General features: G+C 53.3%; 19 protein-coding genes and 1 pseudogene. 1 reads left to right on the top strand and 19 read right to left on the bottom strand.

All coding sequences use genetic code 11. The features are described 5' to 3' along the window. Position 1: 1 nt before the first annotated feature. From fliQ to L21SP2_RS05550, 13 genes and pseudogenes are all read right to left on the bottom strand, one after another. Positions 2–271 carry a flagellar biosynthesis protein FliQ gene (gene fliQ, locus L21SP2_RS05605; RefSeq protein ID WP_024267522.1) on the bottom strand — a complete coding sequence of 90 codons (270 nt, stop codon included), beginning with the start codon at positions 269–271 and terminating at the stop codon, positions 2–4. A 110-nt stretch (positions 272–381) separates the two neighbouring features. Next, positions 382–1,233 carry a flagellar type III secretion system pore protein FliP gene (gene fliP, locus L21SP2_RS05600; RefSeq protein WP_024267520.1) on the bottom strand — a complete coding sequence of 284 codons (852 nt, stop codon included), beginning with the start codon at positions 1,231–1,233 and terminating at the stop codon, positions 382–384. Continuing rightward, a complete protein-coding gene (locus L21SP2_RS16940; protein WP_024267519.1) occupies positions 1,230–2,033 on the bottom strand; it encodes a flagellar biosynthetic protein FliO in 804 nt (267 codons plus the stop codon). Before L21SP2_RS16940 ends, fliP begins: the two co-directional genes overlap by 4 nt. Positions 2,034–2,155: 122 nt before the next feature. Then, positions 2,156–2,701, bottom strand: a pseudogene (fliN, locus tag L21SP2_RS18840) (flagellar motor switch protein FliN); the annotation flags it as partial. Positions 2,702–2,784: 83 nt separating this feature from the next. Then, positions 2,785–3,303, bottom strand: a complete 519-nt coding sequence (locus L21SP2_RS18835) for a hypothetical protein (RefSeq protein ID WP_244437951.1) — start codon at positions 3,301–3,303, stop codon at positions 2,785–2,787. Positions 3,304–3,351: 48 nt separating this feature from the next. Continuing rightward, a complete protein-coding gene (gene fliM, locus L21SP2_RS05585) occupies positions 3,352–4,389 on the bottom strand; it encodes a flagellar motor switch protein FliM (protein WP_024267518.1) in 1,038 nt (345 codons plus the stop codon). A gap of 188 nt (positions 4,390–4,577) precedes the next feature. Next, the gene (locus tag L21SP2_RS05580) at positions 4,578–5,138 is read right to left on the bottom strand and encodes a flagellar basal body-associated FliL family protein (RefSeq protein WP_024267517.1); all 561 of its coding nucleotides are present in this window, start codon (positions 5,136–5,138) and stop codon (positions 4,578–4,580) included. A gap of 161 nt (positions 5,139–5,299) precedes the next feature. Next, a complete protein-coding gene (gene motB, locus L21SP2_RS05575; protein ID WP_024267516.1) occupies positions 5,300–6,028 on the bottom strand; it encodes a flagellar motor protein MotB in 729 nt (242 codons plus the stop codon). 105 nt (positions 6,029–6,133) lie between these two features. Further along, the gene (locus L21SP2_RS05570; RefSeq protein WP_024267515.1) at positions 6,134–6,913 is read right to left on the bottom strand and encodes a motility protein A; all 780 of its coding nucleotides are present in this window, start codon (positions 6,911–6,913) and stop codon (positions 6,134–6,136) included. Positions 6,914–6,919: 6 nt separating this feature from the next. After that, the gene (locus tag L21SP2_RS05565; protein ID WP_024267514.1) at positions 6,920–7,117 is read right to left on the bottom strand and encodes a flagellar FlbD family protein; all 198 of its coding nucleotides are present in this window, start codon (positions 7,115–7,117) and stop codon (positions 6,920–6,922) included. Between the two features lie 89 nt (positions 7,118–7,206). Further along, complete coding sequence (flgE, locus tag L21SP2_RS05560; protein WP_024267513.1) at positions 7,207–8,643, bottom strand: flagellar hook protein FlgE; 1,437 nt, start codon at positions 8,641–8,643, stop codon at positions 7,207–7,209. Positions 8,644–8,655: 12 nt separating this feature from the next. After that, complete coding sequence (flgD, locus tag L21SP2_RS05555; protein ID WP_244437950.1) at positions 8,656–9,252, bottom strand: flagellar hook assembly protein FlgD; 597 nt, start codon at positions 9,250–9,252, stop codon at positions 8,656–8,658. 74 nt (positions 9,253–9,326) lie between these two features. Next, on the bottom strand, positions 9,327–10,268 hold the full coding sequence (locus L21SP2_RS05550; protein WP_024267511.1) for a flagellar hook-length control protein FliK: 942 nt from the start codon (positions 10,266–10,268) through the stop codon (positions 9,327–9,329). 247 nt (positions 10,269–10,515) lie between these two features. Between L21SP2_RS05550 and L21SP2_RS18320 the strand changes: the two genes are divergently transcribed. Further along, on the top strand, positions 10,516–10,785 hold the full coding sequence (locus tag L21SP2_RS18320; protein ID WP_144082936.1) for a hypothetical protein: 270 nt from the start codon (positions 10,516–10,518) through the stop codon (positions 10,783–10,785). Positions 10,786–11,401: 616 nt separating this feature from the next. On the opposite strand, the gene L21SP2_RS05540 is transcribed toward L21SP2_RS18320, so the two are convergent. The 6 genes from L21SP2_RS05540 to fliF form a co-directional block, all read right to left on the bottom strand. Beyond that, positions 11,402–12,046, bottom strand: a complete 645-nt coding sequence (locus L21SP2_RS05540; protein ID WP_024267508.1) for a periplasmic-type flagellar collar protein FlbB — start codon at positions 12,044–12,046, stop codon at positions 11,402–11,404. Then, positions 12,033–12,473, bottom strand: a complete 441-nt coding sequence (gene fliJ, locus L21SP2_RS05535) for a flagellar export protein FliJ (RefSeq protein WP_024267507.1) — start codon at positions 12,471–12,473, stop codon at positions 12,033–12,035. Before fliJ ends, L21SP2_RS05540 begins: the two co-directional genes overlap by 14 nt. Continuing rightward, positions 12,470–13,897, bottom strand: coding sequence for a FliI/YscN family ATPase (locus L21SP2_RS05530; RefSeq protein WP_024267506.1), 1,428 nt, complete (start codon positions 13,895–13,897; stop codon positions 12,470–12,472). Before L21SP2_RS05530 ends, fliJ begins: the two co-directional genes overlap by 4 nt. Before the next feature lie 59 nt (positions 13,898–13,956). Next, positions 13,957–14,928: a flagellar assembly protein FliH gene (gene fliH / locus L21SP2_RS05525; protein ID WP_024267505.1), complete on the bottom strand. Its 972-nt coding sequence runs from the start codon at positions 14,926–14,928 to the stop codon at positions 13,957–13,959. Positions 14,929–15,040: 112 nt separating this feature from the next. After that, a complete protein-coding gene (gene fliG / locus L21SP2_RS05520) occupies positions 15,041–16,084 on the bottom strand; it encodes a flagellar motor switch protein FliG (RefSeq protein ID WP_024267503.1) in 1,044 nt (347 codons plus the stop codon). A 3-nt stretch (positions 16,085–16,087) separates the two neighbouring features. After that, positions 16,088–17,794: a flagellar basal-body MS-ring/collar protein FliF gene (fliF, locus tag L21SP2_RS05515; protein ID WP_024267502.1), complete on the bottom strand. Its 1,707-nt coding sequence runs from the start codon at positions 17,792–17,794 to the stop codon at positions 16,088–16,090. Positions 17,795–18,015 lie beyond the last annotated feature (221 nt).

Raw genomic sequence — 18,015 nt, 5'->3', positions numbered from 1 at the left:
CCTACCCTCCAATTACGGAAATCTGATTAAAAATGCCGGTGGTAAAATTCACAAGCATGGCCATCATCCAGGGACCGAGAAACATCAGGGTTATGAGAATCGCCGCAATTTTGGGCACGAAGGTGAGGGTCTGTTCCTGTATGGATGTGGTTGCCTGAAATATTGATATAATCAGACCCACAACCAGTCCCACCAGCAGCAGCGGCGCACTGAGTACCAGTATCTGGAAGATAGCCGAGCGCATCAGTCCCATGGCGGTTCCCATGTCCATATATTTCCTCCCTTCGTATTTTCTTCATCCGCGAATGCATCCAACGGAAATCCTCCGCATCCGGCACAAGCAGTTGTTGCATCCGCCCCGGATTACCTCACCGGGACCGGTTAATTGAAACTTGCCACAAGCTGCTGGGTAAGCAGCCCCCAGCCGTCCACAAGTACAAAAAGTATCAGCTTGAACGGCAGCGATATCATCACCGGCGGAAGCATGATCATCCCCATTGACATGAGGGTGGATGCCACAACCATATCGATGATAATAAACGGAATGAACAGCAGAATTCCGATCTGAAATGCAACGGTCAATTCATTAAGTATGTATGCGGGTATGAGCACATAGGTGGGCACATCCGCAAGATTGTTTGGTCTGTCCAGGCCGCTCATCCGCATAAAGAGCCGGATATTATCCGGGCTCCCCTGCATCTGGCGATACATGAAATAGCGCATCTCGTCTTCAAACACCCCGTAGGCCTGCTCAAGATTGATCTCTCCCTCGGAGAGGGGAACAAAAGCATCTTCATATATCAGATTAATGCTGGGCCACATGATAAAGAGGGTGAGAAACAACGCAATTCCCATGAGAATCTGTGTGGGAGGGACCTGCTGGAGACTCAGGGCACGTTTCACAAAGTCGAAGACGATGGCCAGCCTGAGAAAACTGGTCATCATCACCACAATAGAGGGTGCCAGTGAGAGCACGGTGAGGAGCATGAGCAGCTGGAGAGAAAGTGCAACTTCCTCCCCGGATTCCGCCTGCTGAACCGACAGATTCACAAAGGGCAGCAGCTCCTGTCCTCCCTGAATATCACCGATCAGATTGTTGCCCACCGATGGTGGCTCTGGTGAGGGAGCGGTTTGCTGTGCACTCAATCCGGCCGGAGTAACGCCCATGAGCAGAATCAGGACAAACAGCAGCCTGATCAATCCGGCCGGCCGGCAGAGACTCCGTACACTCATAGCTTCTTCAGCCTTTCCCGCTGTCTGCGGACAAAGTCAAAGCCGTCGCCTCCACCGCCGTCATTCGAAGGCTGCGTTGCAGGGGACGCCGTTGATACCCCTTGAGCAGAAGCTGAGGTATTGAAAAAACTTCCAAGAAGTTGTGAAAAGTTGCCCTTATGCAGCTGCTGCCGGGAAGCCTGCAGTCTCATTTCGTCCACAGTTTCCTTGTCGTTGATCTCGGTGATCAGGTTCACGCCGCCGTCTCCGGCTCCCAGAAGATACACTTTCCCCCCCACATCTATGACATGGAGGGTTTTTCCTCCGGGGAGATGCTGATTGGACAACACCTGAATAAAGCTGCTGTTTTCTTCCTGGGATGATTTGCTTTTCCGCAGAATGAAGTACAGACCGTAAATAAGGCCTACCACCAGAGCAAGAACAAGGACCATGCGCAGCAGATCCCAGAATCCGAAGACGGCAAGATCTTCGCTGCCCGCTTCTTCTTCCGGACTGACATCATCGAAATCGAAGGTCAGACTGCGTTCGTCCACACTGCGCTCAGCCGAGTTGCTGGAGTTTTGATTTGATATTTCTGCGTCGGTTTGTTCGGCGCTGTTCTGCTGTGTACTCCGGCTCTCTGCACCAGCGGACTCCCCTGCCTGATTTCCGGCATTGGTGTTCGCCTGTTCGCCTGCGGAGGCCCGGTTGTCCGACGAAGATGAATTTCTTCCGTCAACCCGGCCGGGGACCTCAACTGCAGCACCGGTTCCCTCGTTACCGGTGTCCTGCTGAGCGAATCCCGCAGCAGCCGTACACATCAGCAGCAGCGCAACTAGTATTGCGCGTCTCAGTTTTCCCCTCCCAAAGAAACTGAAATACAATGAGTTGAGTGCCCTCAGGGGCGCTCAAACCCATTGACTGCCATGTCTCTGTATGTATTCTACGATATTGTGTTCATTCTTTCCATAGGTGAAACGATCTCTGTGACACGAACACCGAAATTTTCGTCAATTACCACCACTTCTCCCTTGGCAATCAGCTTGTGGTTCACCAGAATGTCCACCGGTTCACCCGCAAGCTTGTCCAGTTCGATAATGGTTCCTTCTCCCATTCCCAGAATATCTTTGATCAGCTTTCTGGTTCGGCCCAGCTCAACGGTCATTTCCATGTATACGTCCATGAGAAGACCGATGTTGCCCTGCTCGCCTGATCCCGCTCCGGGGCCGCCGAAACTGGGGAACTGTACACCCTGAACAGCCGGACCGCCGCCCATCTGGTTCTGCATGCCCATCATGGCGTTTCCGCCCATCTGGTTGGGCATCTGGCCGCCCATCTGATTGCCGCCCATCTGATTGCCGCCCATCTGCATACCGCCCATGGAGGACATATCCTGGCCCATCCCTTGCTGTCCCTGGGCGCCCATATTCATACCGCCCTGGTTCTGCTGGGCTGAGGCATCGGGCATCATGGCTGCAACCGCCGGTGCACTGAAATATTCAATAATGGTACCCACCGCCTGACCGTCTATGGTCATGGGGTAATTCAGGCGAACATACTTTCCGCTGAGACTCACCTCTTCCTTGGATCCGCTGCCCCCACAGGAGGGTCGGTCATCACCGAAAGACCGCTTTTATCGGAAAGTGAAGTGAGAAGAGGTCCGGTCACATTCTGGAATGCTTCCTGCAGGGCATTAATAGAGGCGTCATCCAGTTCCACCCCCTCCATTCCCTGCATGGGTCCGGCGATCTGCAATGCAGTATCTACATTCATGACAAAGCCATGATCCCCCTGCACCCCGTCGGTAAGGTTCATGCTTACGGTAACCACTTCGTCATTCAGGCTGGTGGTGACCATCTCGCCGTTCACCTGATCAACCTGGGGCTGTCCCAGACTTACGGACTTGGTAAGCAGCATGGCGAGGTTCGAGCCCATGGTGTCGGTCGCTTCGTTCACCACGTTTGAAAAATCGCTCAACTGGCTGTCTTTCAGACCCTCCGCACCCGCAGGAGCGGGTTCGTCAAAATCCATACCTCCGGCACCCTGCAACAGAGCATCAATTTCGTCTTGGGAGAGTGATCCATCACTCATACTAACTCCTTCAAAGGTCGTTGCCAGGCTCGGCGCCAATCAGCCAAACTATTCAACTTCTTCGGCTTCAGCAGCCAGCTCCTCGAATTCCTCTTGATCAATATCTTCCAGTTTTTTCGTAATCTGTACGGCAAGCTTATTGCCGTTGCGCCCGGGTTTACACATAAACTTGGGCTTGTTCCCGATTTTTAAAGCCATGGGATCGCTTATTCTAACATTCGGCAATCTCACCACATCACCTGAGCGTAAAGAGAGAACATCCCGTACGGTGAGCTGCATATTCCCGATTTCCGCAACAACATCCACCTCAATGGCTGACAGCCGCTCACGGAGAATCTGCAGGTTTTCGGTGGTGGTACCCCGGCGTACCGAGGAATACCAATATTGAGCCGAAAGCTTGGAGATAATCGGCTCGATGGTCAAATAGGGAATACAGAAGTTCATCATCCCCTCGACCTCACCCACCTTGGTTTCCAGGGTTACCAGTACAACCATTTCGGTGGGTGGAACAATCTGTGCAAACTGGGGATTGGTTTCAATCTGCCCCAGACGGGGGCGAAGGTCGATAACCTGACTCCAGGCTTCACGCATATTCCCCAGAATACGCACAATAATCCCTTCCATAACCGTGGTTTCAATGTCGGTGAGATCCCGGGTAACCTTGGTACCCTCACCCTGGCCTCCGAAAAGCCGGTCAATTATCGAGAAGGTGATGGCCGGATCTATTTCCAGAATTGCGGAACCCTTCAGGGGATCCATGTTAATAACCGCAAGGGTTGTGGGGTTGGGAATTGAACGCACGAACTCTTCGTAGGTGAGCTGGTCAACACTTGCCACATGAACCTGCACCAGACTCCGGAGATTGGCGGACAAAGAGGTGGTGGTGAGACGGGCAAAGGTCTCATGCATGATTGAGACGGTACGGATCTGTTCCTTGGAGAACTTATCAGGACGTTTGAAGTCATATATTTTGATCTTCCGGGTGTCCTGCTGAGTACTGGTGGTATCGTCCGCAGCATCAATATCCCCGGAAGAAATTGCCGTCAATAGCTGGTCAATCTCGTCCTGAGATAATACTTCAGTCATGTTTTCCCCTCTCCTGCTGCCGTTTCAGACAGTTCCGCTCATAAATTTTCTCACAACACCCGGAATATTGCAAGTACCATATATGGCATAATATCCGCCGCCATCGCTAAGTATATCACCCGGGCACAACAAACGTCTAGTATTTCACCTCACAGCCCAAATTCAGATCCTGCAGGCATGTTCCGGTGCTAGAAGTCCAGAATCTGATATTTGGTGAAGGCCACCCGTTCAACTTCCGGAACTATCTTCTGGATTTCCGCCAGCAGCTGACTTCTGATCTCGTCCCTGTTATCAATATCTATGAGATACGATGCCGAACGGGACGCAAACCAGGTATTCAGCATATCCGTCAGGGGAATCTGCTGGTTGATTATCGAGTTGGATATGGCCGCATTGTCCTTCTCGTAGCCAAGACGGATTTCCACCACAAAGGTCCTGGAAACCTGATCGCTGGTTACGCCCCGGAGCTCGGGAATTTCCGCGAACCAGGAATAGACCGGAGGCGGCCCTTCATAAGACTCCGAGCGTTCCACCCGGTCCTGACCCGGCTGATTTGCGCCCATGATATTCAGGGTGACCACCACAACCGTGACAATGAAGATAATGGCACCCACAATGATGGCCGCCCATTTCAGTATTTGAATAACAATGGCGGGAAGAAAGCCGACTTTTTGCCCTCCCCCTCCTTCGGAACCGCCGTCATCGGCAGCAACTACATCATCATCGCCATCGAGAAAATCATCGCCCATGGAATCCTCCTGAAACATTGGGGCTGCACGGCAACCCCTGATCCGCCGGAAAGCCGGCGGGGTTATACTAACATATCGGAATATAAATGTGTGAGTGTAGTGTTTTTTCCCGGTGGGGAAATGCTCCGGCGGGGATGGAGGGCTGGGAATGCCCCGGAAGATTAGAGATTGCCCTCCGAGAGAATGATAACATCCACCCGGCGGTTGTACGCCCGCCCCTCGGGAGTATCGTTTTCCACAAGAGGGCGGTGTTCGCCCAGACTCATCACCTGAAACTGGGTTTCATCCGCTCCGAATTCCGAGAGTATCAGCATGGTATTCAGGGCTCTGGCCGCGCCCAGATGCCAGTTGGAAGGCCATCGGCCGTCGGGATCAGTGGGCTGGCTGTCGGTATGCCCCTCCACCCGGAAATAGCGTTCTTCCAGATAATCTTCGGAGAGGAGACTGGCCAGGCGGATGAGAATATCCCTGGTGTCTTCAAGACGGATTTCTGCGCTGGCAACATCGAAAAAGGCGTCGGAGGCAAGGGAAATAACCAGCCCCCGCTCATCCTCCGTCACCCGAATCTGTTCGGTTCGAATTTCCGGTTCAAAAAGACTCACCGCAGCGCGCCTGGCTTTTGCCAGAGCACGTCCCGATTGAAGGGACGGAAGAGACTCGATGGTGTTTCCCAGCTCGGCCAGCCGACCGGCTTCAAGAGTGTTGCCCCCCTCGAAATTTCCAAGTCCCTGAAAGGCTGCCAGAATCAGCTGAAATTCATAGCCGTCCACCTCTGCGGTGGTGAACATGAGAACGAAAAACGTAAGCAGAAGGGTTACCATGTCACCATAGGTGAGCATGTATTCAGGCACCCCTTCTTCACATTTTTTACATTTCTTTTCCTGGGCCATAGTTCAACCTTTCATTCCCGCCTCAATCCCGTCACCTGGACGGTCTGAAGCCTCCGGGTGCAGATCGCATATCCGGAGAGCCGGATCATAACCTGCCGCCGATTATTACTGATTCGATTCCGCTCTGATGGGCTCCCTCTCCGGCGGGGGAAGGAAGCTGAGAAGCTTCTCCAGCAGAATTCGGGGGTTATCCCCTGACTGGATGGACAAAATTCCTTCTATTACTATTTCCTTGGAACGTGTTTCGTATTTATCTCTGTCTTCAAGTTTGGACTTAAACGGGATAAGCACAATATTGGCGAGCATGGATCCGTACATGGTGGTGATCAAGGCTGTGGCCATACCAGAAGCAATTCCCGACTGATCCTCAAGGTTCGCAAGCATGGCAATCAGTCCGATGAGGGTACCGATCATACCGAAGGCCGGAGCCAGAGAGCCCCATTGCCCGAAAAGATTGATTCCGTCTTCGTGCCTTCCCTGGATCTGGTTCAGTTCCGTGTAGAGAATGCTTTTGATGATTTCCGGGTCGGTACCGTCCACCACCAGCTGGATTCCCTTGCGCATAAACTCGTTTTCAACTTCGTCAAGATTATCTTCCAGAGCCAGAAGCCCTTCTCTCCGCGCCCGCTCTGCAAAGGCCACCAGATCGGTAATCAGTTTACCTTCCCTCAGATCGGGTACATTCAGGAGAATACTGATATATTTCCCGATACCCATTATCCGGTTCATGGGGCTTGAAACCATTACCGCCCCCAGCGAACCTCCGATAACAATGAGAACCGAGGGTAAATCAACATAATACTGAAACCCCACACCGCCGCCGATAATTCCGAAAACTACCATGCCTGCGGAGATGCCGAGTCCGATCAGGGTACCTAAATCCATAGGATGCTACTCCTCGTTCTTGAACGCCCCGATTCGGGAGCGGTACTCAATAATCCGCTCCAGGAGAAGCTCATAGCTCTCCTTCACCACTAAACGCTTACCGGATAACATGGTAAGCGTCGAATCGGGGTTGCACTCAATATACTCTATATGATGGGGGTTAACATAGTACACCTTCCCATCCAGACGGGTCACTTCAATCATGGTCCCCACTTCTGACAATTACCCCGGAGAGAAACCGGCCCGCTCCGGGAATAATTCAATCTATGCTACATCAATCTATACTACATCAATTACCGCTTCAGTGAAAGGAGTTCCTGCAGCATCTGGTCGGAGGTGGTAATGGTCCGGCTGTTCGCCTGAAATCCCCTCTGGGTAACGATCATATCTGTGAACTGCTCCGCCAGGTCAACATTACTCATTTCAAGGGCCCCGGCAATGATCTTGCCCCGGCCTGAAGTACCCACGGGCCCCACATCCGCATCGCCTGAGTTGATGCTCACCCGGTAATTGTTCTCTCCGGCCTTTTCAAGCCCGCCGGGGTTCACGAAGGTGGCAAGGGCAATCTGACCGATGGGCCGGTTGGTACCGTTATCGTAAATACCGGTAATGGTTCCGCTCTGGTCGATCCGGAAATCCTGAAGATATCCCATCCCGTATCCGTCCTGGCGGAATATCTTGTTGGAACTTGCCGCCGCAAACTGGGTGGATGAGTTTTCCGTGCTCCCCACTTCTCCCAGATCTATGCTGAAGGTTTGTGTAATGGGATCTCCCGCCACACCTTCGCCCACAAATGCAGGGTCGATGTTTTCCACATCTTCGGGCAATTCAGAATCGGGCACCAGAAAGCTGATATCCACATTCAAATCGCCGGTATCGTCCACTCCGCCCCCGGGGCTGGTGACACTTTCCAGAATTCCGAAGTTATCGAACTGCAGCTGATAGGTGTTGTCCCCTTCGGGGTTGGCGGCACCGTTTACCGCGATATCCGGTATTACCACATTTCCCTGGGGATCAATGAGCTGAACTTCAGCATTCCATTCATTGGTTCCGTCCACAACCTTGGTGTAGTTCACTTCGAGGGTAAGCTTCCGGCCGTAGGGGTCGTACACATCCTTGCTGGTGGCCCATGTACCCTCCCGGATCTCTTCAGGACCTGCACCCGCAGGTATTTCCGGGGTGTCCCGGTTCAGGTTTGAAGCAAGCTCCACCAGGGTTGTGGCCCGCGCGGGGTCCTTGCCGCCGATGGGAATCCGCAGATCGTCTGTTGAAGCGGATGAATCGATGAATGTAACTCCGTTCACCGTCTCCGCGGTCCAGCCCTGAACCCGCATACCGTTCGACGGATTCACCAGCATTCCCTCTGCATCCAGGGAAAATGCACCTGCCCGGCTGTAAAAATCCTGATCTCCTTCCCGGAGAACAAAAAACCCTTCTCCCTGAACTGCCACATCGGTCTTCACCCCGGTGGTCTGGAGAGATCCCTGGGTGAAGATGGTATCGATGGATGCCACATTCACACCCAGTCCAACCTGTTTGGGGTTCACTCCCCCCACCCGTTCATTAGGCCGTGCCGCACCCTGCTGGTTCTGGGAAAGAAGGTCCTGGAAGTTCACCCGTCCCTTCTTAAATCCCGTGGTGTTCACGTTGGATACATTATTTCCGATTACGTCCATCCGGATCTGGTGATTCTGAAGTCCTGAAACTCCTGCATATAGTGATCGCATCATAGGGCTGCCTCCTTAGTCCTGTTTGCTCTGTGCGGCGTAAGCCGATGCCGCAGCTGCTGCGCTTCCTTCCCGTATCCGGCTGACATCGGAAAGATCGTAATAGGTTCCGTCCACACGCACCTGGGGATACTCACCTCGGGTTATCTCCTGAACCTTTCCGGAAATAACATTGCCGTCCAGCACCACATCCACTTCCTTACCCAGCATGGAAGACGCCTGACCTGCCGAAAGCTGGGATGCAAGGGTTTCAAAGCCCTTACTCATATTGGTCATCTGTTCCAGACTGGAAAACTGCGCCATCTGGGCGATAAATTCCCGGTCTTCCATGGGTTTGGTGGGATCCTGGTTCTTCAGCTGGGCAATTAACAGAGTCAGATAATCATCCTTGTCCATGGACTGTTTAATCTGCCGTCCGTCGATCTGGATACCCCGGTTCACGTTCAGCACCTGTTCTTCAACCCGCGCCTGCTCTCCGCTGCTTAAAAGGTTTTCAAAGCTCAGCTGATTTCCGTCTGCCTCACTGCCCAGCTGTACTCTGGATCTGTCAATCCCGTTCAGGCTGCGCAGGCTGGCGGTGTCCACTGCTGTTGAACTGATACCTTCCATCATTTTCTCCCCGGAACCCCTGACAGGTTCCTTTCTCTGATCCCCTGGTATGCCGGACATCTGCCGGCTGTCTGGGGTCAGGCCAATATATCAAGCGATTCATACTCCCGGAGATAGCTCCGGGCCTGTGCTATCTGGTTTTCAAAGCTGCCGGCCTGTTCACCCGTCCCCGACAGACCGTTGTCATCGGCCATCCGGAACGGCTGGGCGGTATCTTCCCCGCTGCCGTTTTCCAGCTGAACATCTACACTCAGGTCATCAAACCCCTGTTCCTGGAACATTTCCTTCAAATCATCAAGCATTTCATTGAAGGCCGCTTCCACATCCTTATTTTCGACAAATATTTTTCCGGCTACAGAGTTATCTTGGAGATTCACCTTAATCCGTACTCTTCCGAGTTTTTCGGGTTTGAGCACCATGCTGATCTCGCCGGAGTTCTGCCCCTTGAAGATGTACCGGGCCTGACGCACCACATCGCTGCCCAGCTGGCCCCGGAACTGTTCCTTGAACTGGTTCATCATTTCCGAAGAGCTCATGGTCTGACGACCTCCGGCTCCTGCCGCCGAATTCCGGCCGCCCTGCCCCTGCTGCAGGCCTTCTGCGCCCCTGGCCAGCGCCTCGGGTCCGAGAAAAACCTGAAAATCGGAGCTGCTGCTCACAGATGTCCCGGGCTGAACCGAGGACTGAGCGAACATGCTGTTGGAAAATGTTCCGCCCTGTTTGGCACCGTCACCGGCTCCGCCGTCTCCCGTGTTTCCCTGAAACGTCCCGCCCGCAGTATCACGGGCCTGCTGAACCATGGAAGAGAGAACTTTGGAATCCCCGGCGTCCGCCCCCTGGGAAAGTGTACCCGATGAGCCGTTTTGACCGCCTCTGCCGGATATCCGATCCATGCTTTGGCTGAGAATGGAGGACTGTACCGTCTGGGTTTTTCCTGCTTCACCGGTCCCGGCTCCAGATGGGTTTTTCAGCCTGGTTTGACCTTCGGTATGTTTGTCCGAATTTCTGCTTGCGGCCACTGCGGGATCACCGTTCTCTCCGGCACCCTTGGCGGCGGCGTTTGCAGAGGCTTTATCCGATCCTGCATTTTCGGCGGCAGATTTGCCCTGGAGGGATTCTCCGGATTTTGACGTCTCAGACGAAGCGAATTTCCGGTATTTTCCGTCTTCAGCTCCCCCGGCTTCGCCGTGTGCTCCACGGGATTCACCGCCCCGCTGATTCTTCAGGCCGGAAGCTTCCTGTGGCGGGGCGGCAGCCTCGGCCCCGTTGCCGGAATCGGTGCCGCCGGTTTTTCCGCTGCCGGAACCTGCATTCGCCGATTTCTCTGCTTGTGAGGCTTTGGCTGCTTCGTTTTCCGCTGCTTCAGCGTGTATTCCGTTGGCTTTTCCAGATACGTTGCCTTTTCCAGATGCGGCGGCTTTTATCTCTGCATTTTTCTCTGCTTTTATCTCTGAGCCGGCTTTTGCGTTCCTGGCTGCATCAGAGGAATCCAGGAATTTCTCCCCGGCCTTGCCGGCAACGGCATTTTCATTTTGACCACTGACACTCTGGTCATTCCCGTCCCGGACGCTTCCCTGAACCTTCGCCTGTTTCGCGGCGTGCTTGTCCGGTGCCGCTGCCGATTCTTTCTGGTTTTCTGATTGCTTTTGGCGATTTTTTCCGGCGGAGGCCGCATGTTCTGCAGCGTTTTCTGCCTTTTCTTTTGCGGCGGCATCCCGGGCCGAGGCGGATTCGGCCGCTGCTTCAGCCCAGCGTGCATCTTCCCGGAGTTTTTCGCCCTGTTCCCGGATTCGCTGTTCAGACTGATAAAGCTCCGTGGAGTATGGGTCCCCGGCTTGCGATGTCTGCTCAGCTGCTGCGGGGATTTCAGGAGATCATGTGTCGAGGAGATACTGTTGTAGAGCTGATCGGATGCCGGATACATTCCGGCGCCGCTGCCTGAGGTGAATCCGGGAACCATTCCCGGCTCCCTGATCAGCGGCCGGTACGCCGGTTCAGCCGGCGGGGTAAAATAATCTGAGAACTGTTTTCCCCCGTGGTCCCGGTTCATTGGGCTCTGCACTCTGGGGTGCTCGGGAATGGAAGAGGGAAATATGTCCGCTACGCTCAGATTCTGCATGCTTCCTCCTGCAGAGCCTGGCGCAGCGCTTATCTATGAGTCATTGGGGGAACTCAGGGAAGGTTTCTGAGTCATCTTCCGCTGAATTGCCGCGGCCCGGTCTTCGGGCAGCAATGACAGATAGGTGGATACCAGGGAGAAGGTGCCTGCTTCATCTGCAAGCTCCTGCACCATTCTCAGCGTGTCGATGAGAAGCTGATCATCGTACTCGTTGAGAATAGCCACGGCATCCTCAGGGCGCATGCTGGTAAGATCACGTGCATTCTGTACCAGGCCTGCTCTTCTATCATCGTACCGATTGAGTTTTTCATTAAATGAATTTTCCCTGTCGGACTGGATCTTTTCCCGTTCTTCCAGCTGTGCAAGCCGTTCCTGATACGCTTCCACCTCCTGACTGAGCTGTTCACGGCTGTTTTCCAGCGTTTCAAGGTGCATATCTATGGCAAGCTCCCGCTTTTCCAGTTCCATACTGTCAAGCAGCTCCACATCGGAATAATCGACCGCCACCGTTTCCTGGGGGCTGAGGTTGAGAAGATTCAGTACAGGACCGATGAGAGGGCGTGCATCCACCAGACCGAGAATATCAAACCAGATTGTGCCCCCCAGCAGTAACACCGCCACCAGGACAAATAAGAGAAATATCCGGGGGGCGACATTCACCCTGTTATAACGTGCCACGGTAACCTCCTGCTATCCGGGAGTTGGCGATATCGTCGATCTCCTTCGCCTCTTCCCGGAACCATTCTTTCCGGTATTCTGCAACCCGCTTTTCCTTAATTTTATTAATAGCTTCGTACTCCCGGCGTGCTTCAGTATACGTCTTCAAAACCTCTTCCTTTCTGGCATATGCCTGGGTCAAATCTTGCTGGAGTTCACGGGTTTTATCTTCAATTCTTCCCAGGTACAGGGCCCGGGAAAGGTGATAATCCATATCATTGCCTGCATCAGAGGCAAATACCGCACTCCGCTCCCTGTGAAGCATCTGGATCTGGTTTTCAATCCTGGAACATTCGGCCTGGGCCTGCCCCAGCTTGAGCCGCCATTCCTCCTCCTTGTGGGCCCGAAGGCGGAGAAGGGGTTCCAGTCGAAAGCGAAATCGTTTCATTCCCGGGCCGCCTGGACATCAGCAGATTCGGTATCCCCGTCCGGGCCTGCCCCGCTTCCGGGTTCTGCAACCGCTTCCGTATTCTCTTCCGCCTCCTGTTCCGGGAGAGGAATCTGTAATCCCGAAATATCCGAAAGTCCCTGGAAGGTTTCCCTCAGGGAAGACTTTTCAGTAATGCTCTGCTGGAGAAAGCGTAAAAAAGATGGATTGCGCTTGATTGCCTCATCAAGCTCAGGATTGCTCCCGGAAGCATAGGCTCCGATATTGATCAGATCCTCATTTTCCCGGTACAGAGCCATGAGCCGCCGAACAGCTCCGGCTGCCTTCTGGGCTTCCGGAAGAGATATTCTGGGAGCCAGTCTTGAGACGGAATCGAGAATGTCTATTGAAGGATAATGATATGCCTGGGCAAGACGGCGGCTTAATACCATATGTCCGTCCAGAATTCCCCTCACATTATCAGCCACCGGTTCATCCATGTCATCTCCGTCCACAAGGATGGTATAAAACCCGGTAATGGTGCCGTTTTCTCCGGTTCCGCAACGCTCAAGGAGTCTGGGCAGGGTGGAAAACACCGAAGGGGGGAACCCTCTGGTGGCAGGAGCTTCGCCGATAGCCAGCCCGATCTCCCGCTGGGCCCTGGCAAACCGGGTGACTGAATCGAACATGAGCATGACATCGTTTCCCTGATCCCGGAAATATTCGGCTACAGCCGTGGCAATATATGCGGCTTTCAACCGGGCCACAGGGGGCTTATCGCTGGTGGATACAATGAGTACCGAACGCTTCAACCCCTCCTCGCCAAGATCCTGTTCAATAAATTCCCGGACTTCCCTGCCACGCTCGCCGATGAGGGCAATCACATTAATATCGGCAGAAGTATTTCGGGCAATCATTCCCAACAGAGTGGATTTACCAACCCCCGATCCGGAAAAAATTCCCATCCTCTGCCCCTTCCCAACCGGGAGAAGTCCGTCGATGGCCCTGATTCCTGTGCTCACCTGTTCTGTAATGCTTTTCCTGTTAAGGACATCCGGCGGAGAAGCCATGGCCGGATAATTGACCCCTGAATGAATATCACCCTTGCCGTCGATGGGTTTCCCCATGGAGTTCAATACCCTTCCCAGAAGTTTATCCGAAACCTGCACCTCAAGGCGGCGGCCGCTGGCTACAACCGAGGACCCCACTTCAATTCCCTGGGGTTCGCTGAAGGGCATGAGCTGCACAATATTTCCGTGAAGACCCACAACCTCCGCATAAATGGGTTCGTGTCCCGCCGCAGGATATATTTCGCAGAGTTCGCCGACCACTGCCTGGGGGCCGTGACTTTCTATGAGAAGTCCCCGTACTTTCTGTACGGTACCCATGAAGAGGATGGTTTCTATGCTTTGTACTGTCTCAACATATTTGGCAAAACGCCTCATTCTCCCCTCCCAAGGAATATGCCGGCGGTAATATCCGGAAGCAGCCCGGCTCCCAACTATTACAGGAGACTGTCAGGCTCTCTGCTCCGCTTTGAAGAGGCAATGGGCATCAGCTCAATGATGGCCTCTTCAATTTCCCGCAGCTGGGATGAAATCCTGGCATCGATCTGACCGAAGTCGGTCTCGATCACCGCACCGCCGGGATCCACAGAGGAATCCTCCATTACGGTGACATTTTTCACCCGTTCAATACGGCTCATCAGTTCTTTCGTGTGTTCTGTGGTGGTTTTCAGGTCGTCAATATTCACGCGGATATTTACATCGGCTTTGGTTTTCAGCTTTCTCAGTGCCTGAACCACATTGTTTATCACCACATTTCGCTGATTTTCACTGATCACCTTGATCACCTTCTTGGCAATCTGGAGAACCAGTTGAACCAGCTGGGCTTCGCTTTCTTCAATTACTTCGTTTCTGCGTTCGATGGTTTTGCTGATAATCATATGAAGCCGGTCAATCACCCGCTCCACTTCAGAGCGCCCGGAATCGTACCCGCTTTCCCGGCCTTCGTCATAGCCTTTCTGAAAGGCATCCTTTTCAATGCCTTCAGCCTTATCACGGGATTCATTGAGTATTTTTTCCGATTCGGCCCGGGCATCTTCCACGATCTTCCGGGCCTCTTCTTCAGCCTTTTCCTTTTCTTCCTGTGCGTTTTCCGTCTTTTTCCGGACTTCCTCAAAGGCGGTGGTTTCGGCCTCCTGAATGATCTGCTCGGCTTTTGCCCTGGCCTCACTTTCCATCCGGGCTTTTTCCTCTTCCCATTGGGCCTTAAACGCTTCAGCCTCACGGCGCAGTTCATCGGCTGTGGGTCCGGTATATTCCTCAACCTCATCCACCGGACTCAGCTCCTGCACTGCGGCTCCCGCCCCCTGGTTTCCCTGTGATAGCTGGGGAAAGGCGGCTTCAGGCGGAGATATATGCACTTTTTCCCGGGACAGGTTGAATTCCCCGTTTCGGAATACATTTTTGGCCATATATGCCTACTCCTTTGCGGCCATCAGGGAAGCTGCGGTTCTCCGGAATTCCTGGCCGTACTCAATTTCGGAGACAGCGCCGGGGATAACACCGGAGACAACCACAGAGAAATTATACCACAAGCTCATCTTCACCGGCCCGTGCAACAACAATTTCGCCCTGTTCTTCAAGCTTCCTGATGATGGATACAATTTTCTGCTGGGCTTCTTCTACATCCTTCATCCGGATGGGTCCCATATATTCCATATCCTCTTTCAGCAGCTGGCTGGCACGCTTGGACATATTGCGGAAGATTTTATCCTGCACTTCCGTATCCACAGATTTCAGTGCCTTTGCCAGCTCTGCGGTATCAACTTCCCGCATAACCTTCTGGATTGCTCTGTCATCAAGCATAACGATATCTTCGAATACGAACATCCGCTTCTTGATTTCTTCCGCCAGTTCAGGATCTTCCTCTTCCAGACTCTCTATAATAATTTTTTCGGTGGAGCGGTCAACAAGGTTGAGGATCTCAACGATGCTCTCAACGCCCCCTGCCGAGGTATAATCTTCGGAACTGAGGGTTGAAAGTTTCTTTTCCAGCACCCGTTCAACCTCCCTGAGAACCTCAGGCAGAGTCCGGTCCATGGTTGCGATACGCTTGGCAACATCCGACTGAATATCGTGGGGCAGACTGCCCAGAATCACAGACGCTTTGTTGGGTTCCAGATAGGCCAGAATGAGAGCAATCGTCTGGGGATGCTCCTGCTGAATAAAGTTCAGCAGATGGGTAGGGTCGGTTCGCCGGATAAAATCAAAGGGCCGCACCTGAAGGCTGGATGTGAGGCGGTTGATAATATCCACCGCCTTTTGACTTCCCAGGCTTTTTTCCAGCAGCTCCCGGGCATAGTCGATCCCGCCGGTGGTGATGAAGTCCTGGGCCATCATCAGTTCCTGGAATTCGGTAAGAACCATGTCCCGTTCTTCCGCCTCAATGCTTTCCAGTCTGGCAATTTCGAATGTGAGAGTTTCTATTTCATCCTCTCTGAGATGTTTGAATATCTCTGAAGATATTTCGCTTCCCAGAGTGACCAGGAAAATGGCGGCTTTCTGGCGGCCGTTCATTTCGCGTTTCTGACCGCCCCGCTTTCCCCCGGCCTGTGCCTGCTTAGCCATATACTACTCCTCCATCAGCCAGGTTCGGATCAGCTGTGCAACATCCTCGGGATGTTCTCTGGCCATATTGATGGCATTTTCCTGCATCTCAAGCCGCGCCCGCTCTTCCACGGACATTTCCACTTCGGCGCTCTCTTCTTCGGCGCTTCTGAGAGCGGCTTCCCGCATGGCCTGATGCTGCCGGGCAAGTTCTTCTTCCCGGAGACGCCGCCGGCGCTCGATTTCACGGGTTATGAGGCGGAATACGATGAATATGATAAGCAGCACCACAATTCCCAGCAGTGAAAAGAGAATAATCTGCTGGGTCTGCTGCCGCTTGCGGAATTCATCATCCTCGGCCCGGTGCTGCTCGCTTCGGTCGAAGGGTATGGTGCGGACCGTCACAACATCGCCCCGGTTCTGACTGAAGCCAACGGCGCCCTGGATCAGTTCAGTCGCTCTGTCCAGCTGTTCCTGGCTCACCGGAGTATAGCTCCTGTTGATGCTTCCGTCGGGGTTTATATCCACCTGTCCGTTATCAAGATACTGCCACTGCCACACGCCGTCGATGGCCACACCCACGGAAATCCGTTCAATGCTGGGCGAACCGGTCTCGGTGGTTACCTGGCGGTTAATTTCGAAGTTTTCCTTATCCTGGCTGCGGCTGTATTCACCCACCAGCCCCTCAAGATCCTGATAGCTGGGAGGAGTCTGACCCTCGACTCCAGGAGGTCCTTCGGGGTTAAACCCGCTTCCCTGGTAGTCCTCGTCGAAGTTTTCCCTGGAACGGAGAACATTCAGGGTGGTTTCCCGTTCGCTGAACGGAGTGGCGGGATTGTCAGGGGTAACTACTATGGGGAAATACTCTTCCTTTTCGGTCTGGCGGTTCCCGTAATCCAGGTCCACCTCGATATTGAGTATTTCGATTCTGTCCTTGGTGAAAATCCCGGAAAGAGAGTTTTTTATCTGACGTATATACTGCTGCTCCAGGTCACGTTTCAGCTCCAGCTCCCGCTTATTCAGGGCAAGCCGGTCAAAATCCGCCATCCCCTCAAAATCATTGAGCTTCCGTCCGGATGTATCTGAAATGGTGATATAGTCGGCGGTGAGTCCGGGAACGGCGAACTGCACCAGCTCCTGGATTCCTTCCAGCTCGGTGCGGTTTTCTGCAATATCGCTTCCGGGCTTGGGCGTGATGATTATTGATGCGGTAACCGGATCCTGATCCTCTGAAAACAGGGTTTTCTCCGGCATCACTATGGATACGCTGGCATCGTCCACGTCATCAAGAGCTTCAATATGCTGTATGAGCTGATTGGTGATGGATCGGCGAAGGTTCACATCCCGTTCGTAATCGGTGATGGTCCAACGGTCCATATCAAAAAGGGCCCATGGGTCGGTATCCCCGGGCAAAAGCCCCTGGGTGGAAAGAATTGCCCTGGCGCGGAGCGCAGTGGGGCGGTCTTTCACCATGAGAATATTGTCGGCAGTCACCTCATACTCAATTCCCTCGGTATCCAGACGGGCGCCGATCTGCTGGCGCAGTGTTTCGTCGGTAACCGGTTGAGTGAGAATGGGTTCCATGCTTGGAGACGCACTGAAGAGTATCAGCGCAGTAACACCGGCAATGGCTGCAAGGCCGACGCCGATGAAGATTATCCGCTGTAGAGCTGACCATTTGGACCATATGGTCTTTATCTGGTCAAACAGCTTCTTAAACCATTCGTTCATATCCCCTCCCAAAGAACTGAACGGAAAAGCTGCACACCACCTGCAAGAGTCAGGCAAAATTCTGGTGCGGCACATGGACCGGCGGTCTCAGAAACCCGAGTTCACCCCCAGCGGTGCCTATCAAAGAACAGAATGTGCAAACATAAACCTACACAAATGGAATTCTACATGGAAAAAACATAAACTTCCAGTGATAATTGAGATAAAACACAAAAAAAAGC

This window comes from Salinispira pacifica, assembly GCF_000507245.1.
Taxonomy (GTDB): Bacteria; Spirochaetota; Spirochaetia; order DSM-27196; family Salinispiraceae; genus Salinispira; species Salinispira pacifica.
This window is presented reverse-complemented; position numbering and strand designations above follow the sequence as displayed.